Raw genomic sequence first — 23,380 nt, forward strand, 5'->3', positions numbered from 1 at the left:
AGACTGGCCAACCCAGTTCGACCTCCCTGGTCCGAAATTTTCACCGAAATCCTGGGATCAAGGCAAGATGTCCCAAGCTCGGCCGCTGTCTTCAACAGCTTTGCCGCCGATCGATTAGTCCAGACAGTTCCGCCGCGCTTTGCCGCATGTTAGGGATCGAGACGCGTTGCAGGCCGTCGAATGCAGCGTAATTGGATCGATTCATGTCGCTGCCGCCCCTGTCGCCCGAGCAACTCGTCAAGCCTAGCCATTTCGAATTGCGCATGAGCCTGATCTTCGCGACCTTGTTCGTGTCGCTAGGCACGCATCTGCCTTACTTTCCGCTTTGGCTGCAGGCGAAAGGTTTTCATGCCGAGCAGATCGCCGTCATCCTGGCGGCGCCGATGTTCCTGCGCGTGGTGACGACACCGATGCTGACCGCGCTTGCCGACCGCGCGAAGGACCGTGCCAATGTCTACATCGCGCTGGTCGCTGGCTCGATGATCATCTCGGCCGGCTATTTCCTGCCGGCCACCTACGCAATCGTGCTTGCCGTGTCGCTGCTGCTCACCATCGTCTGGACGCCGCACTCGCCGTTGGCCGATTCGCTGGCGCTGTCGGGCGTGCGGCGCTTCGGCTCGAACTATACGGCGATGCGCAAATGGGGCTCGATCTCGTATCTGTGCGCCAATGTCGCGGGCGGATTCATCCTGGCGGTGACGGGTCCGCAGGCTGTTCCGGTCATCATCTTCATTGCGCTCGGCGCGGCCCTGGTCGCTGCATTGGCGGCGCCGCGCTTGGGACGGCCGCGCAAGGCCTCGCCGCTTTCGGCGACTGAGATCCAGCATAAGGCACCCAGTCTGTTCAATGCCTATTTCCTCTATTTCACGCTCGGTGTCGGCATCATCACCGCCAGCCACGCTTTCCTCTACGGGTTCGTGTCGATCTACTGGAAGTCGATCGGAATCGGCGATTCCGTCGTCGGCGTGCTATGGGCCTGGGGCGTGGTGTCCGAAGTCTGCATGTTCCTGTTTTTCAATCGCATTTTTTCTTCGGTCTCGGTGGTCAGGGTGATGGTGATCGCCGGCATCGGCTCGATCGTGCGCTGGATCGCCTTTCCGCTGGTCTGGCCGCTCGGGCTTGGCGTCGCCGGCTTCTTCCTTGTCCAGTCGCTGCACTCGGTTTCGGTCCCGATGGTGTTGATCGGCCTGCAGAAGATGATCGGCGAGACGGTTTCCGAAGAGCGCACGGGTGCCGCGCAAGGCATTGCCTATTTCTTCAACGGCTTCTTCATGGCTGCCGTCACGCTTGCTTCCGGTCCGCTCTATGAGCGTTTGGGCGTCGACGGTTTCTGGGCGATGATCCCGATCGCGATCATCGGCATGGCGCTGATCGGGCTCGCTTCCCGCTCAGCCCCAAAGCTCTCTGTCAGGGGGTGAAACCAGCGATCCCTGGTAGACAAGGCCGGGTTCGCGATCGCGCGCAAGCAGGAGCGGTCCATCGAGGTCGACGAAGTCGGCGCCCTGGGCAAGCAGCACCGCCGGGGCCATGGCGAGCGAGGTGCCGACCATGCAGCCCACCATGATGCCGAAGCCCAGGTCGCGCGCGCGGTCGCGCAGTTTCAACGCCTCGGTCAGGCCGCCGGATTTGTCGAGCTTGATGTTGACGGCGTCGTAGAGACCGACCAGCGCATCGAGATCCTTCGCCGCGTGCACGCTTTCGTCGGCGCAAATCGGCACCGGATGCACGATCCGGCGCAGGATGTCGTCCTTGCCTGCCGGCAGCGGCTGTTCGACGAGCGTGATGCCGTGCTGCGCGGCAAAGGCAAGGTTCGCCTCGACATTTTCGTCGGTCCAGCCCTCATTGGCATCGAGGATGATGCGGCTTTCAGGGGCGGCTTCCGTCACGGCGCGAATTCTCGCCATGTCGTTGTCGCCGCCGATCTTGACCTTGAGCAAGGGCCGCGCGGCATTGGCGCGCGCCTGCGCCGCCATGGCCTCCGGCTCACCCAGGGAGAGCGTGTAGGCCGTTTCCAGCCCCCACAACGGAACCGCAAGTATCGCGTCGGCGACCGGGACCCCTGTCATCTTTGCTTCCAGGTCCCACAGCGCGCAATCTATGGCATTGCGTGCCGCCCCTGCCGGCATGGCGTCAAGCAGCGCGATCCTGCTTATGCCGCCGGCGATCTGGTCACGCATCGCCTCGATAGCGGCGAATACGCCGCCCATCGTCTCGCCATAGCGCTTGTAAGGCACACACTCGCCGCGCCCGGAACGTCCCGCTTCAGCGATCGTTACGGTGATGACTTCGGCCTCGGTTTTGGATCCGCGTGAGATGGTGAAGGTGCCGGCGATCGGGAATCGCTCCATTTCGACCGAAATGACACGCGCCATAATTTTCTTCTCCGGCTGTGCGACACCAGTCTGCCGGCAAATCGACACGCCAGTCCCGTCACGCTAAACAGGACGCCATGTTGACCATCCGCAAACGCGACGCAAGCGGCGAGGCCGCCAAGGACGCCGAGCACCGGCCACGCGTTGCCGTGGGCGAGGAAGGCGGCGTGCTGGGCTGCGCGTTTTCGGGCGTGTGGACGACGCGCACCGTGGCATCGGTCGATGCCGACATGCGCAAGATCGAGCAGAGAAGCGGCGCGAAACAGCTGATGCTCGACCTTTCCCACATCGAAAAGATGGACACTGCCGGCGCCTGGCTGATCGACCGGCTGGCCAGCGCCTTCGAGAAGAAAGGCGTCGAGGTTCATTTGCAGGGGCAGAGCGAGATCGCCTCGATCCTGCTCGACGCGGTCGGCGATGCAGTCCGTCGCGAGCCCGAACCGGGCCCGTCCGGGCCGCCCAACATCATCATGCGCGCGCTGGAGCTGGTGGGCCGGCGGGTCTATGAAATGCGCGACGATTTCGTCGCTTCGATGAACATTCTCGGCGCCACGATCCGCGGCGCGCAGATGAAGCTCGGCCGCGGTCACGCGGTCAACCCGGCCGCGATCTTCAACCAGATCGACCGCATGGGCGTCGGCGCGATACCGGTGGTGGTGCTGATGTCGGCCATTGTCGGCGCCATCGTTGCCCAGCAGGGCGCCTATCAGCTTAGCTATTTCGGGGCCAACATCTTCGTCGTCGACCTCGTCGGGGTGCTGATCCTGCGCGAGCTCGGCGTGCTGATGACGGCCATCATGCTCGCCGGACGCTCCGGCAGCGCGATCACGGCCGAGATAGGCTCGATGAAAATGCGCGAGGAGGTCGACGCGCTGAAGGTGATCGGCCTCAACCCGATCGGCGTGCTGGTCTTTCCGCGGCTCGTCGCGCTGGTGATCGGGCTGCCTTGCCTCACCATCATCGCCAATTTTGCCGCACTTGGCGGCGGCATCGTCGCCGCCTGGCTCTATTCCGACATTCCGCCGGCTGCGTTCATCGACAGGCTGCGCGTCGCCATCGATCTCAGCACCATTTTTGCCGGCCTGATCAAGGCGCCGTTCATGGCCTTGATCATCGGTATTATCGCGTCGGTCGAGGGCATGAAGGTCGGCGGCAGCGCCGAATCGCTCGGCCTGCACGTCACCGCGTCGGTGGTGAAGTCGATCTTCGTCGTCATCATTCTCGACGGGCTTTTCGCAATGTTCTACGCAGCGATCGGGTTCTGAGATGGCGAACGGCAACGGCGCGACGGCTACGCAGGACACGGACGACGACGATATCGTGCTTTCGGTGCGCGACGTCACCGTCGCCATCGATGACAAGCTGATCCTCGACAAGCTTTCGCTTGACATCAAGCGCGGCGAAATCCTTGGCTTCGTCGGCGCCTCGGGCGCCGGCAAATCGGTGCTGTTGCGCACCATACTGGGGCTGATGCCGAAGCAGTCGGGGACGATCAGCCTGTTCGGCGTCGATGTCGACAAGGCAAGCGACGCGGACCGCCTGCGCATCGATATGCGGCTTGGCGTCCTTTTCCAGCATGGCGCGCTGTTTTCGGCGCTGACGGTGCTGGAGAACGTACAGGTGCCGATGCGCGAATATCTCGACCTGCCCAAGGCGCTGATGGACGAACTCGCCATGCTCAAGATCGAGCTGGTCGGGCTCCCGCCCGACGCCGCGCAGAAATTTCCCTCCGAGCTTTCCGGCGGCATGATCAAGCGCGCGGCGCTGGCGCGCGCTTTGGCGCTCGATCCCGACATCGTCTTTCTCGATGAGCCGACTTCCGGACTCGATCCGATCAGTGCCGCCGAGTTCGACGAACTTGTCGTCAAGTTGCGCGATACGATGGACCTGACCGTTTACATGGTCACGCACGATCTCGACACGCTGTTCACCGCTTGCGACCACGTGGCGGTGCTCGGCAAGAAGAAGGTGCTGGTCGAAGGCACGATCGACGACATGCTGAAGAGCGATGAGCCGTGGGTGAAATCCTATTTCCGCGGAAAACGCGCCCGGCAACTTGATCTTGCGGCGCGCGCATAGCCATAAGTGGGGCGATGGAAACAAGAGCCAACTACGTAATTGTCGGCATCTTCACGCTGGGCGCGATCCTGGCGGCCTTCGCCTTCGTCTATTGGACGGCCGCCATCGGCAACAGGGGCGAAACGGCGATGCTGCGCGTGCGCATTCCAGGCTCGGCTTCCGGCCTCAGTCGCGGCAGCCTGGTGCTGTTCAACGGCGTCAGGGTGGGTGACGTGAAAAACGTCTATATCGACGGCGACGATCCGACCGTCGCCATCGCCGACACCGAAATCGCGCGCTGGACGCCGATCACCAAATCGACGCAGGCCGACATCGGACTTACTGGCCTCAGCGGCCAGGCCAATATCGAGCTCAAGGGCGCCGACCCGAAGGAAACCAGGCTTCTCGACGAGGCCGAGAAGGAAGGCAAGGTCGCCGAGATCGTCGCCAATCCGTCCGCGGTCACCAACCTTCTGCAGACGGCGCAGAACATCTTTACCCGCGCCGACAAGGTGCTTGGCGAACTCGAAGGCTTCACCAAGGACGTTCGCGGTCCGCTGACGCAGACGGTCAAGAATGTAGAGACCTTCTCGGACGCGCTCGCCAAGAATTCCGACGGTATCGACAAGTTCCTGTCGGCGGTGAGCTCGCTTTCGGATCAGCTGAAGAATGTATCGGGCAGGCTCGACAGCACGCTGAAGGCCGCCGAAGGCCTGCTCAATTCCGTCGACAAGGACCAGATCAAGAGCATCGTGGCCAATGTCGACACGGTGACGTCGAACCTGAAAGAGACCAGCAAGCAGTTCGATACCGTCATCAACAACGTCAACACGGCGGTCGGCTCGATCAACGATTTCGCCAAGCAGACGCAAGGGACATTGGCCAAGGTCAACGGCGTGCTCGACGGCATCGATCCGGCCGACGTCAAGGCCGCTCTGGCCAACATCCAGAAGGCCAGCGCCAGCGCCGACAAGGCGGCCTCGGACATCGCCAAGGTCACCGACAAGATCGCCAATCGTTCCGACGACATCAACGAGACCATCAAGGACGCCCGCCAACTCGCGCAGCGGCTGAACGATGCCTCGGTGCGCGTCGACGGCATCCTGGCCAAGGTGGACAAGATCCTGGGCTCCGGCGAGGCCGACGGCGTGATGGCCGACGCCAGGGCGACGCTGAAATCCTTCAAGCAGGTGGCCGACACGCTGAATGCGCGGCTCGGCACCATCACCGACAATCTGGCGCGCTTCTCCGGCCAGGGCCTGCAGAATGTCGAGGCACTTGTGCAGGACAGCCGCCGCTCGATCAACCGCATCGAGGAAGCCGTGACGGACCTCAGCCGCAATCCGCAGCGCATTCTGTCTGGCGGCGAAGGCGAGGTCCGACAGTTCGATGGAAGGGCGCGGCGTTGACTTCGGCCGCCGCGACCGCCAGAAAAATGAACTACGAGGTCGGATCGATCTTAGAGCGGTTCACCGTTTCACCGAAACGGCGAACCTCTCCATCTCTTTGTTTTTTCGCAATTCCGGACGGAAAACCGCTACACACTTTTCCTGGAATTGCTCTAGGGTCCGGGGACAACGGGGATCGCGCGTGACGTCGGGTAGGGTGCGAGGCGTGAGGTCGACGGTTGCGGCGCTGTTTGTGGTGACGCTTGGCGGCTGCGCGGTCTTGGCCGGCAAGCCGGCGCCACTCGACACGTTCGAATTGTCCGCACCGTCGGTCGACGTGAGTGCACACAGCCGCCGCCAGATCCTGATCGCCCAGCCCTCGGCGCTGAAGGCGCTGGACAGCCAGAACATCGTCATCAGGCCCTCGGACCAGTCGATCCAGTTCCTGAAGGGCGCGCAATGGGCGGACCGGCTGCCGCTGATCGTGCAGGCGAGACTGGCCGAGACGTTCCAGCGCTCCGGCAGCTTTGCCGGCGTCGGCAAGCCAGGAGAGGGGTTGGCGATCGACTACCAGGTTATCGTCGAGGTGCGCTCCTTCGAGGTGCGCATCAATGGCGGCGAGCATGCCGATGTCGACCTGTTCGTGCGCATCCTGAACGACCGCAACGGCGAGGTGCGCGCCTCGAAGAACTTTACGGCGAACGCACCGGTCTCCGGCAGCGGCAATGCCGCTTATGTCGGCGCGCTGGACAGCGCCTTCGGCCAGGCCGCCAAGGATATCGTGCGCTGGACGGATTCGGTGATCTGAGGCGACTCCATCCGGGTCGCTGAGGCCGTCGACTCCCGGGCGACAAGCTATTAAGAGTCGGCGCTGCCCCTCATTGCCCTGCCGGGCATTTCTCCCCGTATAGTGACGGGGAGAAAGACGCTGCCATCGACGGTTTCGCCAATCGCCAACGTTGACGGAAAGCCGCTGCCTCTGCGGTCATTCCCCTTCTCCCCGTCACTATACGGGGAGAAGGTGCCGGCAGGCGGATGAGGGGCGGCGCTGACGGGCGATATCTATCGCTGCTCACGTCACAAGCATGCTGTTCGGGCAAACAAAAAAGGCGGGAGCTTGTCCCGCCTTTTTTGTCAATCGCTAACAGCCGCCTAGTGCAACCGGCCGCTGGCGTGGGCCAGCATGGTGTAGACCTTGCCGGTATCGGACGTCAGATAGGTCTGCGCCATGATGTTGTCGCGGTCGTTGCGCGAGACATCCTTGAGCAGCTTCTCGAAATCCTCGCAGTAGCGGTCGACCGCGGCGCGGAATTCCGCCTCGGCCTGATATTTGCGACGGATATCGTCGAAGGTCTGCTGGCCTTTCAGCGTGTAGAGGCGACGCGTGAACACATCGCGCTCGCCGCGGCGATAACGGTTCCAGAGCTCGATCGAGGCGTCATGGTCGATGGCGCGTGCGATGTCGACGGAGAGCGAGTTGAGCGACTCCATGACATGCAGCGGCGAGCGCTGGTCAGGTGTCGCGCGCAGTGCTTCCACCGGTGCCGCCGGCCGCAGCTCTTCCTCGCGCGAGGCGTTGGTCAGGAGATCGCGCACCCAGCCGCCCTGCGGGGTCTTGCCGTTCGGGTCGCGGCGCGGCGTCTCGGCGGGACGTTCCAGATCGAGCGTGCCGCGCAGCGTGGTCTCGGCAAGCGGCGCCTGCGGAGCGCGAGGCACCGGTTGCGGCTGTGGCTGAGGCTGCGGGGCCGGCGGACGGCGCAGCGGCGGTTCGGCGGCGCGGACCGGCGCCTGCGGAGCAGGGCGCAGACCACGGGGCTCGCCTTGTTCGCTCGAGCCGCTGCGGCCGGATTTCGCAACGATATCCGACAGTTCCTTGAGCGCATTGATCTGCTCGGAGACGGCGCGGCGAATGGCCGACGTCGATTCCTTGGCCTCTTCCGGCATCTCGATGACGCCCTTCTTCAGCTCGGCGCGGGTCAGGTCGAGCTCGCTCTTGATGGAGCCCGCGGTCCGGCGCATCTCCTCGGTCGCGTCGGCGAAGCGGCGCGTCGCCGAATCGACGACCTCGGCGATTGCGGTGCGGATCTTTTCCGCCGATTCCATCGTCCGGCCCTCCGCGGTCTGCATCGTCTGGCCGACGAGGTTCTCGAAGGAGCGCATCACCTTCTCGAGGTCTTCCGACTTCTTGACCAGGCCGACGGCGAGGTCCTCCAGCGAGGACTGGCGCTCCAGCGTGTGCTCGAGATTGCTCTGCGCGGAGCTGAGCAGATTCGAGGCGCTGGAGAGCAGCCGGCTGTGCTCGTCGAACTTGGTCGCGATCGAGGCCACCTCGCGCAGCGTCGCCGAGGACAGTTCGGTGAGCCGCGTCGTGTTGGAATCGACCAGGCGCGCTGAGCTGGCAAAGGTCTGGGCGGCCTTCTCCGTGGTCGTGGCGAAGCTCTGCGTGCTGCCGGAAAGCCGCTCCTCGACCTGGCCGAGGTTGACGGCGGCCTGCTCGATGAGCTGGCCGAGCTGCGCGCTGGAGGTCGTCATGCGGCCGATGAGATCGGCCACGCTGTCGGCAAGCGAGGAACGTGCGCCTTCGACGGCGGAAAGCGTCTCGGCGGTGCGGCCGGCGAGAGCGTTGACGAGGGCCGCGTTTTCGCTGCGCAGCTTTTCGGTTGCCCGCTCGGTAACCTCTTCCATGCTGCGTTGCAGCTCGGAGCCGCCCTGGGCAAAGCGCTCGACCAGCGGCTTGGCCGTCTCGTCGAGGATCTTCGCCATTTCGGCCGAACGCGCGGCCAGCATGGTGTTGAGCTCGCGGGTGTTCGAACCGATGGTCCGCGCCGCCTCGTTGGTGCTCTGGCCGATATGCTGGCCGACCGCCGTGAAGGTCTCGGCGATGACATTGGCACGCGAGATCAGTTGGGCCTCGGCGCTGGAGACCTGCTCGTTGAGCTTCTGGCCCATCGTTTCGGCGGTGTAGGCGAGACGGTTTTCCACACTCGCGACCTGGTCCTCGACGCGGGCGGCGGCGGCGGCGGCGCTCGCGGCAAGCCGCTCGTCGGCGCCGGCCAGCGCCTGCTCGATCTCGCGGGCATGCACGGCGAGCTCCTGGCCGGTCTGGCGGGCGCGGTCAGCGACGCGCTGCTCGGTGGCGGCGAAGGCGCCGACGATCGTGTCGGCATGCTCGCCGATGGTCGAGCTGCTCGAGGCGATGCGCGACACCAGGCGGTTGTCGGCGTCGTCGAAGATGCGGCCGATTTCGCCGGCGCGGGCGGAAAGCGCTTCCGAACCCTCGGCAATCCGCGCCACAAGCTGCTGGTCGGCGCTGTCGAAGATGCGACCGAGATCCGAGGCGCGGGCGGCCAGCGCCTCGGCCGATTCGCCGATGCGCATCGAGAGCCGCTCGTCCGCGCCCTCGAAATTGCGCAGGATGTCGCCGGCACGCGCGGCAAGCGACTGGGCCGTTTCGACGGCGCGGGCAACCAGCTTCTGGTCGGCTGCGTCGAAGGTGTTGGCGATCTCGCCGGCGCGCGTGGCCAGCTTGTCGGCGGTTTCCTCGGCGCGGGCCATCAGCGAGTTCGACGCATCGTCGGCACGCGCCATCAGCATGTTGGACGTATCCTGAGCGCGCTCGTGCAGGCGGCGGTCCGCCGCCTCGAAGGCCTGCGCGATATCCTCGGCTCTGGAAAGCAGCGCCGCGGATGTCTGTTCGGCGCGTTCGGCGATCTTGCGATCGGCGTCGCTGAAAGCAGCGCCGGCCTGCTCATGCAGGGTGCTGGTGACTTCCATGACCTTGTCGCGCAGCGCGCCCGCCACGAAGACCGCGGTCTTCTCCAACACGCCGCGCACATTGTCGACGCCGGTCGATAGCGCGCGCTCCATGGTGCCGGCGCGCTCCTCGATGACGCCGGTCTGGCGGCTGAAGGCCTGCTCGATCTTCTCGACGTCGGCGGCGATCGCCGCCGAGATGTCGGTGCTCCTGGCGGCGATCTGGTCGATATGCCCGGAAACCGAACGATCGACGTCCTTGCGCGCATCGGCGAGCTTGACGAGATCGTCCTCCAGAGCTCTGGCAAGCATGTTGCGGCCTTCGGACAGCTTGCCGACATGGCCGGCGATGATGTCGTCGATCTCCGAGCGGCTTTCAGTCAGCTTCTGAAGGTCCGCTTCGAGGGCGCGCTTGAGGATGTCGCGGCCTTCGGCGAGCTTCTCGACCTGGCCCGAGACAAGGCCGTCGATGCCGGAACGGCTTTCGGCGAGCTTGGCAAGGTCGGCCTCAAGGGCGCGCGTGAGGATGTCGCGGCCTTCCGCGAGCTTCTCAACCTGGCCCGAGACAAGGCCGTCGATGCCGGAACGGCTTTCGGCGAGCTTGGCAAGGTCGGCTTCAAGAGCGCGCGTGAGGATGTCGCGGCCTTCCGCGAGCTTCTCGACCTGGCCGGCGACAAGGCCGTCGATCGAGGCACGGCTCTCGGCGAGCTTTGCAAGGTCCGCTTCAAGCGCGCGCTTGAGGATGTCTCGGCCTTCCGCCAGCTTCTCGACCTGACCGGACACCATGCCGTCGATGCCGGCGCGGCTCTCGGCGAGCTTGGCGAGATCGTCCTCGAGCGCCTTGGCCAGCGTCAAACGGTTCTGCGACAGCTGGTCGGCATGGCTCTGCATCAGGCCGCTGGCATTGGCCATATCGGCATCAAGTGCACGCGAAAGCTCGGCGCGGTGGCCGGTGATCTTGTGCGAATGATCGACGATCGCGCCCTGGATCGTGTTGAGGTCAGCTTCCAGCGCGCGCTTGAGGATGTCGCGGCCCTCGGCGAGCTTTTCGACCTGGCCGGCGACCAGCCCGTCGATGCTGGAGCGGCTCTCCGCCAGCTTGGCGAGATCGTCTTCCAGCGACTTCGACAGCACCGAACGGTCCTGAACGAGCCTGTTCTGATGGTCGGCAATCGCGCCGCTTACATTTTGGAGGTCATCCTGCAGGGCTCTCGACAAGGCCGAGCGATCCTGCGCGAGCCTGTTCTGATGGTCGGCGACGACGCCGCTGACCGTCTGCAGGTCGGCGTCGAGCGCTTTCGAAAGCTGCGAGCGATCCTCCAGCACCTTGTTGGAGTGTCCCGCAATGGCACCCTTGATGGTGTTGAGGTCGGCTTCAAGCGCGCGCTTGAGGATGTCGCGGCCTTCCGCCAGCTTCTCGACCTGACCGGCAACCAGACCGTCGATCGAGGCGCGGCTTTCGGCGAGCTTGGCGAGGTCGGCTTCCAACGTCTGCGACAGCAGGCTGCGGTCGTCGGCGAGCTTGCCGGCGTGGCCGTCGATCAGGCCGCGGATGCCGCTCAAATCGCTCTCAAGCGCGCGGCTGAGTTCGCCGCGGTCCTCGGCGAGCTTGGCCGAGTGGGTTTCGATCAGGTTCCTGATGCCGATGATGTCGGTCTCGAGTGCCTTGGCGAGCACGGCGCGACCTTCGGCGATCTTCTCGACCTGACCGGCGACGAGGCCGTCGACCGAGGCGCGGCTGTCCTGCAGCTTGCCGAGATCAGCTTCCAGGGCGCGCGCCAGAATGTTGCGGCCCTCGGCCAGCTTTCCGACGTGGCCGGCGACCATTTCATCAATCATTGTACGGGCTTGGACGAGCCTGCCGGAGTCTTCATTCAAGGCCTGGGACAGGCGGTTGCGGCCTTGTTCGAGCTGCTCCAGATGGCTGCCCAGCGAAGCATCGATGGCGGCGCGCGACTCGTTGACCTTGCGCAGATCTTCTTCCAGCGCGCGCGAGATCAGGCCGCGGCCTTCCGCCAGCTTCTGCACCTGGTTGGTGACGGCGGCATCGATTGCGACGCGGCCCTCGGCGAATTTCGCCAGGTCCGCCTGCATGGCGGTGGCCATACGATCGCTGCTTTCCGAAAGCTTGCGGCTATGGTTCTCGACGGCTTCCTCGATGCCGACGCGGGCATCGGCCAGCCGCTGGATGTCGGAGTCGAAGGAGCGCGACACCACATGCCGAGCCGCTTCCATGCGACCGGCGAAGTCGGTGGCCCGGGCCTCGAGCATGGAGGAGGTCGACGAGATGATGTCGGCCATATCGGCGCCGATCTGGGTCTTGCCCTGATCGATCATCGACGAAAGCGTGTCCTTGCTCTCCGCGAAGGCGTGAGCGATTTCCTTCGCGCGCTCCACCATCGTCTCGTTGATTTGACGCGCGCGCGCTTCAAGAGCGGCGTTGAGCTTTTGCGTGCCGGTGTCGAGCGCCTCGGCCCGGGTCTGGAATTCGCTGATCAGCGCCTGGCCGCGTTCGGCCAGCGTGCGCTCGATGCCGCTGAGGCTCGCCTCGAATTCGGAGTTCAGCGTGCGGGCAGCGCCGCCGAGCAGCGAGACCATGCCATTTGTGCGGTCGTCGAGCAGGTCGGTCAGCGAGCGGGTGAGGCCGTCGGTGGTGTCGGTCAGCTTGGCGATACGGGTGTCGAGCAGGCTGGCAAAGGCCTCGCCGGAGGTCGAAAGCCGGTCGGTGATGTTGTCCAGGCGCGATTCGACGGAATCGAAGATAGACGTCGAGCTTTCATTGATGCGATCGATCAGCGTGTCGCCGGAATTGTTGATCGTCATCGACAGCTTGGTCGACGCGTTTAGGATGGAGTCGCGGATGATGTCGCTGGCCGAGCCGATCTCGTCGCGCAGCGTCTCGTGAGCGCTGGCAATGGAGGCGCGCACGCGCTCGGCATGCGTGACGACCGCCTCGCGCTCGCTGCCGAGACCGTCGACCAGCGAACGGATGCGGGCCTCGTTTTCGGAATAGGAGCGTTCGATCTGGCTGACTTCGCCGTGGACGAGCGTTTCGAGCTCGACCGCGCGGGCCAAGGTGCGCTCGATGCCTTCGCCCATGGCCGCCACCTCGCGGCGAACGGCCTGGCCGATCATCATGACGCGATCCTGGGCGAGGTTTTCGGGCTCCGCCAGGCGGAAGGCGACCTCGGTCATCGATTGCGCGGCGATGCGCATTTCCTGCGCGCGCCGGATCATGGCGGCGAACGCCCAGAACAGGATGACCGGAACGATCGCGGCAACCGCCAGGCCGATCAGTTCGGGACGGGCGAAGAACTGGTCGAAGGTGCGGATCTTCCAGATGCCCGGGCCAAACAACAGGTTGGCCAGGCCGCCGGCGCCGGCGATCCAGGCCAGCGAGATAAAGGCGATCACCCAATAGACGGTGCTCGACGCACGGCGGTTGAGGCTGTGCAGCAGCGTTTTGTAATCTTTCTGGCGGTCGTCATTGGCGGGCGTGAAGCCGGCGGGGGGCGCAAAGCCGGCCGGTTGCTGCGCATTGCGCGATTCTACAGGGCGCAATTCGGCCGGCTTGGCCGCGGGCGCCTTAGGGAGCTGAGGGGTGTTTGCCGGCTCGGTCCTCTGGCTGCGGCCTTCGCGCGCCAGCTCGTCGGCTGCCGCCGAGATCTGCGCTTCGAGATCTTCCATCGACGCCGCCATGTCGAGACCGCCGTCGTCGCCGTTAAGGTCAAGGTCGAGCGCCTTTTCCAGTTCCGCGGCCACGTCGCTGTCGAGAGACTTCGTCGTCGTAGGTTTCTTAGCCATGCCTTCGCTACCCTGTACTAGCTGCCGCGGGACTTATGATTTTGGCCTGATTCTGGCCCGATTCTGGCTTGTCTATCCCGCGCAGGAGGCTGAAAAATGGACCTTCGTATCGTAATGACACACAGGGGTAAAGAAAACATGCATTCCGGGCGATACGTAAAACTTTAAATATAAGGTTAACGCAAGCGTGATCCGGCCGCCTCTGCGACAACATTTTTCCCCCGCAATCGTTAACCCGTTGGCGACCGGAATCGCCTATTTTCCTGGGGTCGTCTGCCCGCTTGGTTGGAGTTGCAGTGCGTATGCGTGGCGAAAGTGGTATTGCGTTTTCCATGCCGGGGGGTGACGCCTCCGGAACGGCTGGATCCCGACCGGTGGATCTCGGCCATCTGGCACGTCAGACAATGGGTGACCGCGACCTTGAACGGGAGGTGCTGGCGCTGTTCGTGCACCAGTCGCTGTCCGTTCGCGACCAGATCGCGGATGCCGACGCCAGGCAAAGAGTGCTTCTGGCACATGGCTTGAAGGGCTCGGCGCGCGGCATCGGCGCCTTTGCGGTCGCCGAATGCGCTGCGATCATCGAAAAGCAACCGGAAGACATCCGGGCGCTCAAGAGGCTCAGCACGCTGATCGAGGAAGTGCGCGATTTCATCGCCGGCATCAGCCGCTAGAACCGGATGATTTCAGGTCGAATCGACCTGAAATCCGTCGTCCTAGAACCGCTTCACACTTTTCGGCATCATGCTCCAGCGCCGCCCTTTTTGAAAACGTCATTTCGTGGCGCTTTCGCGCCGCAGTTGACTTGTCCGGTGGAGTGATTATCTCGGCTGCGACTCCTCAGGTGACTTAATGACCAAGCTGACTTACATCGCCCACGACGGGACCCGATTTGACGTGGAAGCCGAAAACGGCTCGACGGTCATGGAAAACGCGATCCGCAACGCGGTACCCGGTATCGAAGCCGAATGCGGTGGTGCCTGTGCGTGCGCGACCTGCCATGTCTATGTCGACGAGGCATGGACGGCCGAGGTCGGCGAGCCGGAGGCGATGGAAGAGGACATGCTGGACTTCGCCTATGACGTCCGGCCGAATTCGCGCCTCTCTTGCCAGATCAAGGTGCGCGACGCGCTGGACGGCCTCGTCGTGAGCGTGCCTGAACGCCAGGGCTAAAGGCCGACTTTCCAATTTCTTTGTTCGTGGTTGCTTGGCAGCAGCCGATAGCTCATGCAGTGTCGCACCATTGCCAATGGGGCGCAGCGCATGACCGAGACCATCAAGACGGACGTTCTCATCGTCGGGGCAGGGCCGGTTGGCCTGTTTGCCGTGTTCGAGCTCGGCCTGCTCGACATGAAGTGCCATCTCATCGACATTCTCGACCGCCCCGGCGGCCAGTGCGCCGAGCTTTATCCCGAAAAACCGATCTACGACATCCCCGGTTGGCCCATGATCTCAGCTCAGGGCCTAGTCGACAAGCTGATGGAGCAGATCCATCCGTTCAAGCCGGAGTTCACCTTCAACCGCATGGTCGCGAGCCTTGAAAGATTGGACGACGACAGCTTCCGGGTCATCACCGACGAAGGCGAGGCGTTCGAGGCCAAGGTGGTGGTGATCGCCGCCGGCGGCGGCTCGTTCCAGCCGAAGCGCCCGCCCATTCCGGGCATCGAGGCCTATGAAGGCAAGAGCGTGTTTTATTCCGTCCGGCGCATGGAGGAATTCCGCGGCCACGATCTCGTCATCGTCGGCGGCGGCGACTCGGCGCTCGACTGGACGCTCAACCTGCAGCCGATCGCCAAGAGCGTGACGCTGGTCCATCGCCGCCCGGAATTCCGGGCCGCGCCCGACAGCGTCAACAAGATGTATGCCATGCAGGAGATGAAGGAGCTGGAATTCCTGGTCGGTCAGGTCGGCGGCCTTGCCGGCGCCGACGGCCAGCTGTCATCGGCGACCATCAAGGGCGGCCCGGGCGGCGACGTGGAGGTACCGTGCACCCGCATGCTGCCTTTCTTCGGCCTGACCATGAAGCTCGGGCCGATCGCCGAATGGGGGCTGAACCTGCACGAGAACCTGATCCCGGTGGATACCGAGAAGTTTCAGACGTCGGTCCCGGGCATATTTGCCGTCGGCGACATCAACTGGTATCCCGGCAAGCTCAAGCTGATCCTGTCGGGTTTTCACGAGGTGGCGCTGATGGCGCAGGCGGCCAAGCGCATCGTCAGCCCCGGCGAGCGCATCGTCTTCCAGTACACGACTTCGTCGACTAGCCTGCAGAGGAAGCTCGGCGTCCACGACTGACGGATCATTCGGCAAGCACCGGCGCAGCGTGCTCGTCCCGGCCGCGCAGGGCTTTTTCCGGCATGAGTGCCAGCACGATCAGTGCAAGGACAAGCGTGATACCGGTGGTGAGGAAAATCATCACGAACGGTAGCGCCGACGACAGTTCGATATGCGTTGCGGAGCCCTCGGACGACAGCGGCAAGCCGTAGCCAAGCGCCACGGCGCCAAGGATTGCCACGCCGAGCGCGCCGCCCAGCGTCCGCAGGAAGGTCAGCACGCCCGTCGCTACGCCCAGGTGAGCGCGGTCGACGGCGTTCTGGACTGAGACCGTGGAGACCGGGAAGGTCGTTCCGCTGCCCAGGCCCGTGAGCGTGGTCAGGATCAAGACCTCGGGCAGCGAAGCCTGTCCCGCAATGGCACTGAGCACGCCAATGCAGACAATGGCCAGGCTGACGCCGATCATGGCGATGCGCTTGTAATGGACAAAGCGCGGGATCATGCGACCGCTGAAGGTGGCGCCGGCGACCGTGCCGAGCAGGAGACCGAGCATGGCGGTGCCGGATTCGCTGACCGAAAGCCCGACGACCGACTGCAGGTAGACCGGCAGGTAAACCGAAGCGCCGATGTTTGCTGCCTGCAGCAGGAACATCGACAGCGTGCCGGCGAGCACGATCGGGTTGCTCAACACGTCGAGAGATATCAAAGGCTCGGCCGCTTTGAGCAGCCTTAGCGCGAAGAAGGCCCAGAACACAGCCGAGCAGGCCAGCAGGCCGAGGATTTCGCGTGACAGCCACGGATAGGCGCTGCCGCCCCAGTTGAGCGCCAGGAGCAGCAGCGACGTGGCGATAACCAGCAGCACGGCGCCCAGCCCGTCGATGCTATGGTTCTTGGCCGCGATCGGCAGCTTCTTCAGCGGGTTGTTGATGATGGCCATGGCCAGGAAGCCGATCGGCAGGTTGATCCAGAAGATCAGCGACCAGTGCAGGTGCTCGGCAAATACGCCGCCGAGCAGCGGGCCGGCGACGCTGGCGACCGCCCATGTGCCGGAGATCCAGGCCGCGTAGCGGGCACGCTCGCGCGGCGGCACGAGATCGCCGATGACGGTCTGGGCCAGCGCGAACAGACCGCCGCCACCGGCGCCCTGGATGGCGCGGCCGATGACCAGCACCAGCATGTTGGGAGCGAGCGCGCTGACCAGCGACCCGAGCAGAAAGACGAGGATGGCGGCGTAGATGACGGGACGGCGGCCATAGACATCGGAAATCTTGCCGTAGAGCGGCGCCATCGCCGTCGCGGTCAAAAGATAGCCGGTGACGATCCACGGCAGATACTCGGCATGGCCGAGCGCGTGTGCGATCGTCGGCAGGGCGGGGGCGACGATGGTCTGATCAAGAGCCGCCAGCAGCATCGACAAGAGCACGCCGCCGATGATGGCATTCTTCTCGCTCTCGCTCATCGTCGGCGCGGCTTTCGGCGCCATCGCCTGTTTCTCGACGGTCTGGTCCATGCGTCATTCTTTCAAGAGCTGATGCTTGGGGCGGCAAAACGGCTCTGGCCAGTCGCGCCTGTCATTTCTCATCGTGGATAGCGGCTCGAGTGTTTCGAACCTGCTCTATGTCGTTCGATATAGGCCGATTTCGACCGCCGTTCGAAAGTTTTTCCTGGTCTGGCACCATGCTTGGGCGAAATTGGCCTCGGATGCGGCTCGCCTCAGGTCAAGGCGGCGGCAGCTGGCCGGCTTCAACGCGCTCCATCCGGTAGCGCAAAAGCCGGAGGATGCGGCTTTCGAAATTGACGCTCTCGACGCGGTCGAAGCGCACCTGGTCCTGATCGTGCCTGGTGAGCTCGGCCGCCTGGATTGCCGTGGCCTTGGCCTTTGCCTGCTCGCAAGTCTTTTGCGGGGGGACCGCCTTCAGCGCATCCTCGAGCAAACGCGCATGGTTCTTGGCGATCTCGACGTGGCGCTCCTCATGCCGCTTGATATCCGCCGATAGTGTGTCCCAGAAAAATCTGACGTCGGGATCGGATTTGCGCGGGCGCCGCCATTCGGGGAGGATCACCTTGACCTTCACGGTGACGGCCGCGTCGGCGATCCGGCAAGACCCGGCGCGCTGCGCATAGCTGATGCGGGTGGTAAAGGCCATCTGCGTGGCGCCCGGATGTCGCGACCCGGTGCTCTTCACCTCGGGGCCGTTTTTCGACAGCTGGTTTTGGATATCGTCGAGCGTGCGGCCGCCGACGCTGAAATAGCTGTAGGTCTTCACCAGATTCGCGGCACCCGCCGGCATGGGGGTCAGGACGAGCGTCAGGGCGCAGAGCAGGGATCGGTTCATGATATTGCCTCTTCACGCACCTTGCTTTAGGGCCGTCGCCAGCGCAACGGAATTGATTTCCGGCGGATCACGCATGGTTGATGGATAATGACGACAAGGCGATGGCAGTTGGCGCATGGGCGCTATCTCGATCTCGGGCCGAAGGCGGTCGTCGTCGGCATCCTCAACGTGACGCCCGACAGTTTTTCAGACGGCGGTTTGTTCATCGCGCCTGAGAAGGCCCTGGAACAGGCGCGCCGCATGGCGGAAGAGGGCGCAGCAGTCATCGATGTCGGCGGAGAATCGACGCGGCCCGGTTTTGCCCCGATCACGGCGCAAGAAGAGCAGGCGCGCGTGCTGCCGGTCATCGCGGCGCTCGCCGCTTCCGGCGAGGCGCTGATCTCGGTCGACACCTATCGTGAGGACACGGCACGGCGGGCGGTCGACGCCGGCGCCCATATCGTCAACGACGTCTGGGGGCTGCAGCGTGAGCCAGGCATCGCTCGCGTCGCGGCCGAGACAGGCGCCGGGCTCGTCATCATGCATACCGGGCGCGAACGGCAGAAACTGCCGGACGTGATCGAGGATCAATTCCTTTTCCTGCGCAAATCCCTGCAGATCGCGCGCGCCGGCAATGTCGCCGACAGCCAGATCGTGCTCGATGCCGGCTTCGGCTTCGCCAAGGAAACGGCGGAGGAAAACCTCGACCTGATGGCGCGGTTTTCCGAGCTTCAGGCGCTCGGCTATCCGTTGATGGCGGGGACCTCGCGCAAGCGCTTCATCGGCTCCGCCACCGGGCGCGAGCCTGGCCAAAGGGCAGCCGGTACGGCGGCCACCAGCGTCATCCTGCGCTTGAAAGGAGCCGACCTGTTTCGCGTCCACGATGTCGCAATCAACGTGGACGCGCTGGCGGTGACCGATGCTATGCTGGCGCGCGAAACCGAGCTTCCTCCCGGACACTGATCATGTACGTCATCCGCATGAAGAACTGCGCCTTCTTCGCCCGCCACGGCGTGCTGGACGAGGAGGAGACGCTTGGCCAGCGTTTCTATGTCGATGCCGAGCTGACCGTCGAACCCAGCCGGCCGCTGACGGAGGATTCCATCGAGGATACCGTCAATTATGGCGTTGCCTTCGCGGTCATCGAGAAGATCGTGACGGGACATCGCCGCTTCCTGATCGAGGCACTGGCGCTGGAGGTTGCGAAGGCGCTCACGGCACGGTTCTCGCAGATCAGGAAGGCCGAGATCACCGTGCGCAAACCGAACGCGCCGGTGCCTGGCGTGCTCGATTATGTCGAGGTGACCGTTGTCTGGCCAGAATAGCGCCGTCTATCTCAGTCTCGGCGGCAATCTCGGCGACCCGGCGAACTCCATGGGCGCGGCATTGCGCATATTGGATGGCGACGATCAAACGCGCGTCACCGCCGTCTCGTCGCTCTACCGCACGCCGCCCTGGGGCAAGCTCGACCAACCCGATTTCCTCAATGCCGCCGCCGCGATCGAGACGGCGCTTTCGCCACGCGCGCTGCTCGACCTTTGCCTCGACGTCGAGAGGCGATTGAAACGCGTGCGCGAGGAACGCTGGGGGCCGCGCCTGATCGACATAGACATTCTGGTGTTCGGCGACCGGGTGATCCACGAGACCGGGCTCGAAGTGCCGCATCCGCGCATGCTGGAGCGCGCTTTCGTGCTGGCACCCCTGGCCGAGATCGCGCCCGGGCTTTCGGTCGGCGGCCGGAGCGTCTCGGAACGCCTTGGCGCCGTCGATATTTCGGGCATCGAGCGGCTGCCATCCGGTCGGGAATGGTGGCTCGGCTGAGATTTCCTGGAATTGCGTAATCAGCCGGAAAAGCCGCCGCCGTCCAGGAAGGCCAGCTCCTCGGTCGTGGTCGCGCGGCCGAGCATCCGGTTGCGATGCGGAAAGCGTCCGAAGCGCCGGATGATCTCCAGGTGCTCCTCGGCGTATTTCAGGTATTCGGGTGCCTTGGCGGTTGTGAGTTCCACCGAGCGTTCCTGATCTGCGAGCAATTCGGAATGCTCGAAGGGCAAATAGAGAAAGGCCCGAACGACCTCGTCCAGTTCCAGATCCTGGCCGGCGGCGATTGCCTTGTCGGCGAAGTATCTGGCCAGAGGATCGGTCGCGCACATATGGCCAGTGCCGCGGAAGCAGTTGCGCGGGAACTGATCGAGCAGGATCATCAGCGCCAGCGATCCTTCGGCGTGTGCATTCCAGTCATCGCATTCGCGCCGCGCGGCAGCGTAATGCAGCTCCAGAAAGCGGCTGCGGAAATCCGTGTCGAAGGCGTCGTTCTTCTCGAACCATGCGTCCTCGCCGGCATCGCGCCAGAATTTGGTGACGGAAAGCGCTCGCGGATCGAGCTCTGCCATGCTTTGCCTCTCAGTTCTTGGTCTCTGCCTTGTTCAGCACGACGGCGGTTTCCTCGTTCAGCGCGCGGCCGGCGCGGCGCGGCTGCGTGAGCGGCGTCGGGATAGGCGTGCCGATATTGCCCTTTAGGAAACGCTGGCCTGCGCGCACGCCCTCGGCCAATTGCGTCTCGAAGCGCGCTTCGTCGCGGCGGCGGACATCCTCCATGACCTCGGCGACTTCTTCCGGATCGACGCCAAGCGCCTCCAGCGCGGATCCGCCGAAGACCAGCGCCGATTCGAAGGTCTCGCGCAGCTGATAGTCGACACCGGCGCGCACAAGCTGCAGCGCCGTGCCGCGGTCAAAGGCGCGCGCCAGGATGGTGACCAGAGGGAATTCGGCCTTGATCAGCTGCGCGATGCGCACGGCGGCGTCCGGCTTGTCGACGCAGATCAGAACCGCGCGGGCCCGCCCGGCGCCGGCCGCATGCAGGATGTCCAGCCGGGTGCCGTCGCCGTAATAGACCTTGAAGCCGAAATCGGCCGCAGCCTGGATCATCTCCACCTCATTGTCGATGATCGAGACGTCCATCCCGCGCAGCAAAAGCGGCTGGCTGGCGATCTGGCCGAAGCGGCCGAAGCCGATGATCAGCACGCTGCCGGTGAGGCCGTCGGCGATGTCGACGCCGTCAAGGGACTGCTCGTCGCGCGGGGTCAGGTAACGCAGCGCCAAGATCGCCAAGGGCGTCAGCACCATGGAGATGATGACGATGGCGGTGAGCGTCGCGTTGGCCTGCCCGTCGATGATGCCGACCGCGGCGGCGGACGAATAAAGCACGAAGGCGAACTCGCCGCCCTGCGCCATGAAGACGGCGCGTTCGAGCGCCTCGCGGTGGCCGCTCTTCAGAATGCGCGCGACGACATAGATGCCGACCGCTTTCATGACCATGTAGGCGACGACGTAGATGGCGACGAGCCGCCAGTTATGGGCAACGACGCCAAGGTCGAGCGACATGCCGACGGCGAGGAAGAACAGGCCGAGCAGGATGCCGCGGAACGGCTCGATATCGGCTTCGAGCTGGTGGCGGAAGGTCGATTCCGACAAAAGCACGCCGGCAAGGAAGGCACCCATCGCCATCGACAGGCCGGAGAGCTGCATGGCCAAGGCCGATCCCAGCACCACCAGCAGCGCCGCTGCGGTCATGACTTCCCGCGCACGGGCGTCGGCCAGGATGCGGAAAAGCGGATTGAGCAGGTAACGACCGGCCACGACCAGTCCGACGATCGCGGCGATGCCGATGCCGACTTCGGTCAGGCGCTCCGAAAGGCTGGTCTCGGCGCCGCCGGGCGCCAGGAATGCAATCAGCGCCAGGAGCGGCACGATCATCAGGTCTTCGAGCAGCAGGATGGAGACGATGCGCTGGCCTTTTGGCGTGGCGATCTCGCCGCGTTCTTCCAGCAGCTGCATGACGATCGCAGTCGAGGTCAGCACGAAGCCGGCGCCGGCGACGAAGGATTGCGCGATGGGGAAGCTTCCGGCCAGTCCGACCAGGGTCAAAAGCACCGCGCAGACACCGACCTGCATCGCGCCCAGGCCGAAAATCTCGCGACGCAGACCCCAGAGCCGCGACGGCTGCATTTCCAGCCCGATGATGAACAGGAACATGACGACGCCGAGCTCGGCGACGTGGAGGATCGATTCCGATTCGGAAAAGATGCGCAGGCCGAACGGGCCGATGACCACCCCGGCGGCGAGGTAGCCGAGGATCGAGCCCAGCCCCATGCGCTTGAAGATCGGGACGGCAACGACGCCCGCGGCGAGCAGCGCCACCACCTGCACCAGATCGCTGCTCGACGCTTCAGCTGCCATGCCTGTCATCATCCCTTTGCTCGAAGCACTCCTTGCATGCACCGGGAGCGGGAGGCAAGGGCGGGAGGACTGACTGGAAGAGCAGGCGGCACGCTGCCGGATGCGAAGCGGTGGCCCAAGCGGCAAGCGCCTGTTGCAGCTGCGTTACACAAGTTTACGCGGCCGGGTTGTTGCGTGCCGCCACAATCAACGGTTATGGCACGTTCGGCTTCGGCCGTTGGAGGCAGCGGCGATGGGCGGCTGCCTTTTTTGAGGAGATGACTGACATGAAGAAGTTTTTGCTTGTTGCCGTCGGTGTTGCGGCGCTGGCCGGTTCGGCTTGCTCCAAGGGACCGGAATGCACGCAGGAGATAGCCGCCAAGAAGGCGCAGGACATGGCTGCCGCGCTCCAGGCAGCGATTACCAAGGATCCGAGCAAGGCGGCCGATCTGACCGCCAAGGTGCAGGCCGTGACGACGAAGTATCAGGGCGCGACGACGCTTGACGAAGCCTGCAAGGCCTATGACGAGCTGACCGCCACCATCAAGGGTTGAGCTCAACCAGTCGAGAAATGCAAAGGCGGTGGCCAGGCAGCCGCCGCCTTTTGTTTGCTGATTTGATTTCAGTTCTTGGCGATGGCGCCGACTTCGACCGAGTCGACCCGCTTCAGGCTCATGCCGATCACCGGCACCAGCTGTTTGTCGACACGCACGGCCACCGTGACGGTCATTGAATTGTCGTCAGGTACCCGAGCCTGCATGACGCCGTTCAGCTGCTTGCGGTTGATGGTGAAGACGACCTTCTGGGCGTCGACGACATTGCCGCCGACAATATCCATCCCGTTGCCGGTCGAGCCGCCCATGAAGCTGCCCTTGTAGCCGTCGCGGCCCTTGCGCTCGACTGTCGCCGACATCTTCTGCGTGAACACGCCGACCCGGCAGTTGCCGTCAAGCGTCATGCCGATCTTGCTGTCTGGCGTCGAGCCGTTGAAATCGCAGGTGAATTTGGTGCCCTTGTACTTGCCGGCGATGATCTCGCCAGGGCCAACCCATCTGCCTTCGACCGAATGGAAGAACTGCTTGTCCGGCTCCGCGCCAAAGGCCTTTTCGACTAGGCCGAGCGGCGCGGCAATCGCGACCGTCGCAGGCAGCACGCAGGACAAGATTATGCTTCTCATGGACGACACCCGGCACGACAGAGTCTG

Annotated in this window: 19 protein-coding genes; 12 read left to right on the plus strand and 7 right to left on the minus strand. The window is 64.2% G+C overall.

The window, feature by feature from the left end:
* The first annotated feature begins 203 nt into the window (after positions 1-203).
* Complete coding sequence (locus tag ACWGS9_RS02820; RefSeq protein WP_454503786.1) at positions 204-1,418, plus strand: MFS transporter; 1,215 nt, start codon at positions 204-206, stop codon at positions 1,416-1,418.
* Here the strand turns inward: ACWGS9_RS02820 and dgcA are convergent.
* Entirely contained in the window at positions 1,389-2,372 is a 984-nt protein-coding gene (gene dgcA / locus ACWGS9_RS02825) for an N-acetyl-D-Glu racemase DgcA (protein WP_454503787.1), read from the minus strand. The two genes, ACWGS9_RS02820 and dgcA, sit on opposite strands and share 30 nt — an antisense overlap.
* Before the next feature lie 77 nt (positions 2,373-2,449).
* On the opposite strand from dgcA, the gene ACWGS9_RS02830 reads away from it, so the two are divergent.
* From ACWGS9_RS02830 to ACWGS9_RS02845, 4 genes are all read left to right on the plus strand, one after another.
* The gene (locus ACWGS9_RS02830) at positions 2,450-3,637 is read left to right on the plus strand and encodes an ABC transporter permease (protein ID WP_454503788.1); all 1,188 of its coding nucleotides are present in this window, start codon (positions 2,450-2,452) and stop codon (positions 3,635-3,637) included.
* Position 3,638: 1 nt separating this feature from the next.
* Complete coding sequence (locus ACWGS9_RS02835; RefSeq protein ID WP_454503789.1) at positions 3,639-4,451, plus strand: ABC transporter ATP-binding protein; 813 nt, start codon at positions 3,639-3,641, stop codon at positions 4,449-4,451.
* Between the two features lie 14 nt (positions 4,452-4,465).
* Positions 4,466-5,839 carry an MlaD family protein gene (locus ACWGS9_RS02840; protein WP_454503790.1) on the plus strand — a complete coding sequence of 458 codons (1,374 nt, stop codon included), beginning with the start codon at positions 4,466-4,468 and terminating at the stop codon, positions 5,837-5,839.
* A gap of 205 nt (positions 5,840-6,044) precedes the next feature.
* Positions 6,045-6,626, plus strand: a complete 582-nt coding sequence (locus tag ACWGS9_RS02845) for an ABC-type transport auxiliary lipoprotein family protein (protein ID WP_454503791.1) — start codon at positions 6,045-6,047, stop codon at positions 6,624-6,626.
* A gap of 344 nt (positions 6,627-6,970) precedes the next feature.
* On the opposite strand, the gene ACWGS9_RS02850 is transcribed toward ACWGS9_RS02845, so the two are convergent.
* Complete coding sequence (locus ACWGS9_RS02850; protein WP_454503792.1) at positions 6,971-13,375, minus strand: kinesin; 6,405 nt, start codon at positions 13,373-13,375, stop codon at positions 6,971-6,973.
* A 302-nt stretch (positions 13,376-13,677) separates the two neighbouring features.
* On the opposite strand from ACWGS9_RS02850, the gene ACWGS9_RS02855 reads away from it, so the two are divergent.
* The 3 genes from ACWGS9_RS02855 (at position 13,678) to ACWGS9_RS02865 (ending at position 15,667) form a co-directional block, all read left to right on the plus strand.
* Positions 13,678-14,046: an Hpt domain-containing protein gene (locus ACWGS9_RS02855; RefSeq protein ID WP_454503793.1), complete on the plus strand. Its 369-nt coding sequence runs from the start codon at positions 13,678-13,680 to the stop codon at positions 14,044-14,046.
* A gap of 178 nt (positions 14,047-14,224) precedes the next feature.
* Positions 14,225-14,545, plus strand: coding sequence for a 2Fe-2S iron-sulfur cluster-binding protein (locus tag ACWGS9_RS02860; RefSeq protein WP_320213516.1), 321 nt, complete (start codon positions 14,225-14,227; stop codon positions 14,543-14,545).
* A gap of 90 nt (positions 14,546-14,635) precedes the next feature.
* A complete protein-coding gene (locus ACWGS9_RS02865; RefSeq protein ID WP_454503794.1) occupies positions 14,636-15,667 on the plus strand; it encodes an NAD(P)/FAD-dependent oxidoreductase in 1,032 nt (343 codons plus the stop codon).
* Between the two features lie 4 nt (positions 15,668-15,671).
* On the opposite strand, the gene ACWGS9_RS02870 is transcribed toward ACWGS9_RS02865, so the two are convergent.
* Together ACWGS9_RS02870 and ACWGS9_RS02875 are read right to left on the minus strand one after the other, a co-directional pair.
* The gene (locus ACWGS9_RS02870) at positions 15,672-17,156 is read right to left on the minus strand and encodes an MDR family MFS transporter (RefSeq protein WP_454503795.1); all 1,485 of its coding nucleotides are present in this window, start codon (positions 17,154-17,156) and stop codon (positions 15,672-15,674) included.
* 208 nt (positions 17,157-17,364) lie between these two features.
* Positions 17,365-17,982 (minus strand): DUF922 domain-containing Zn-dependent protease, encoded by a 618-nt coding sequence (locus ACWGS9_RS02875; protein ID WP_454503796.1) that lies wholly within the window; start codon positions 17,980-17,982, stop codon positions 17,365-17,367.
* Positions 17,983-18,069: 87 nt separating this feature from the next.
* On the opposite strand from ACWGS9_RS02875, the gene folP reads away from it, so the two are divergent.
* The 3 genes from folP to folK are packed head-to-tail and all read left to right on the plus strand — an operon-like array spanning position 18,070 to position 19,782.
* On the plus strand, positions 18,070-18,924 hold the full coding sequence (gene folP / locus ACWGS9_RS02880; protein ID WP_454503797.1) for a dihydropteroate synthase: 855 nt from the start codon (positions 18,070-18,072) through the stop codon (positions 18,922-18,924).
* A 2-nt stretch (positions 18,925-18,926) separates the two neighbouring features.
* Positions 18,927-19,286 carry a dihydroneopterin aldolase gene (folB, locus tag ACWGS9_RS02885; RefSeq protein ID WP_140642958.1) on the plus strand — a complete coding sequence of 120 codons (360 nt, stop codon included), beginning with the start codon at positions 18,927-18,929 and terminating at the stop codon, positions 19,284-19,286.
* Positions 19,270-19,782 carry a 2-amino-4-hydroxy-6-hydroxymethyldihydropteridine diphosphokinase gene (gene folK, locus ACWGS9_RS02890; RefSeq protein ID WP_454503798.1) on the plus strand — a complete coding sequence of 171 codons (513 nt, stop codon included), beginning with the start codon at positions 19,270-19,272 and terminating at the stop codon, positions 19,780-19,782. Before folB ends, folK begins: the two co-directional genes overlap by 17 nt.
* A gap of 20 nt (positions 19,783-19,802) precedes the next feature.
* Here folK and ACWGS9_RS02895 read toward each other — a convergent pair whose 3' ends face one another.
* Together ACWGS9_RS02895 and ACWGS9_RS02900 are read right to left on the minus strand one after the other, a co-directional pair.
* Positions 19,803-20,351, minus strand: a complete 549-nt coding sequence (locus tag ACWGS9_RS02895; protein WP_454503799.1) for a DUF924 family protein — start codon at positions 20,349-20,351, stop codon at positions 19,803-19,805.
* A 10-nt stretch (positions 20,352-20,361) separates the two neighbouring features.
* A complete protein-coding gene (locus tag ACWGS9_RS02900) occupies positions 20,362-22,197 on the minus strand; it encodes a monovalent cation:proton antiporter-2 (CPA2) family protein (RefSeq protein WP_454503800.1) in 1,836 nt (611 codons plus the stop codon).
* 266 nt (positions 22,198-22,463) lie between these two features.
* On the opposite strand from ACWGS9_RS02900, the gene ACWGS9_RS02905 reads away from it, so the two are divergent.
* Entirely contained in the window at positions 22,464-22,730 is a 267-nt protein-coding gene (locus ACWGS9_RS02905; RefSeq protein ID WP_140672770.1) for a hypothetical protein, read from the plus strand.
* A 68-nt stretch (positions 22,731-22,798) separates the two neighbouring features.
* Here ACWGS9_RS02905 and ACWGS9_RS02910 read toward each other — a convergent pair whose 3' ends face one another.
* Entirely contained in the window at positions 22,799-23,353 is a 555-nt protein-coding gene (locus tag ACWGS9_RS02910) for a hypothetical protein (RefSeq protein WP_454503801.1), read from the minus strand.
* Between the last annotated feature and the right edge of the window lie 27 nt (positions 23,354-23,380).

Source organism: Mesorhizobium sp. Arg314 (genome assembly GCF_053714275.1).

Excerpts from the sequence above, each read along its gene's own strand:
- dgcA (WP_454503787.1), bottom strand. The coding sequence starts at position 2,372 with ATGGCGCGTGTCATTTCGGTCGAAATGGAGCGATTCCCGATCGCCGGC.
- ACWGS9_RS02870 (WP_454503795.1), bottom strand. The coding sequence starts at position 17,156 with ATGGACCAGACCGTCGAGAAACAGGCGATGGCGCCGAAAGCCGCGCCG.
- ACWGS9_RS02860 (WP_320213516.1), top strand. The coding sequence starts at position 14,225 with ATGACCAAGCTGACTTACATCGCCCACGACGGGACCCGATTTGACGTG.
- ACWGS9_RS02820 (WP_454503786.1), top strand. The coding sequence starts at position 204 with ATGTCGCTGCCGCCCCTGTCGCCCGAGCAACTCGTCAAGCCTAGCCAT.
- ACWGS9_RS02840 (WP_454503790.1), top strand. The coding sequence starts at position 4,466 with ATGGAAACAAGAGCCAACTACGTAATTGTCGGCATCTTCACGCTGGGC.
- ACWGS9_RS02835 (WP_454503789.1), top strand. The coding sequence starts at position 3,639 with ATGGCGAACGGCAACGGCGCGACGGCTACGCAGGACACGGACGACGAC.
- folP (WP_454503797.1), top strand. The coding sequence starts at position 18,070 with ATGACGACAAGGCGATGGCAGTTGGCGCATGGGCGCTATCTCGATCTC.
- ACWGS9_RS02830 (WP_454503788.1), top strand. The coding sequence starts at position 2,450 with ATGTTGACCATCCGCAAACGCGACGCAAGCGGCGAGGCCGCCAAGGAC.
- folB (WP_140642958.1), top strand. The coding sequence starts at position 18,927 with ATGTACGTCATCCGCATGAAGAACTGCGCCTTCTTCGCCCGCCACGGC.
- ACWGS9_RS02905 (WP_140672770.1), top strand. The coding sequence starts at position 22,464 with ATGAAGAAGTTTTTGCTTGTTGCCGTCGGTGTTGCGGCGCTGGCCGGT.
- ACWGS9_RS02855 (WP_454503793.1), top strand. The coding sequence starts at position 13,678 with ATGCGTGGCGAAAGTGGTATTGCGTTTTCCATGCCGGGGGGTGACGCC.
- ACWGS9_RS02850 (WP_454503792.1), bottom strand. The coding sequence starts at position 13,375 with ATGGCTAAGAAACCTACGACGACGAAGTCTCTCGACAGCGACGTGGCC.
- ACWGS9_RS02865 (WP_454503794.1), top strand. The coding sequence starts at position 14,636 with ATGACCGAGACCATCAAGACGGACGTTCTCATCGTCGGGGCAGGGCCG.
- ACWGS9_RS02900 (WP_454503800.1), bottom strand. The coding sequence starts at position 22,197 with ATGGCAGCTGAAGCGTCGAGCAGCGATCTGGTGCAGGTGGTGGCGCTG.
- ACWGS9_RS02895 (WP_454503799.1), bottom strand. The coding sequence starts at position 20,351 with ATGGCAGAGCTCGATCCGCGAGCGCTTTCCGTCACCAAATTCTGGCGC.
- ACWGS9_RS02875 (WP_454503796.1), bottom strand. The coding sequence starts at position 17,982 with ATGAACCGATCCCTGCTCTGCGCCCTGACGCTCGTCCTGACCCCCATG.
- ACWGS9_RS02910 (WP_454503801.1), bottom strand. The coding sequence starts at position 23,353 with ATGAGAAGCATAATCTTGTCCTGCGTGCTGCCTGCGACGGTCGCGATT.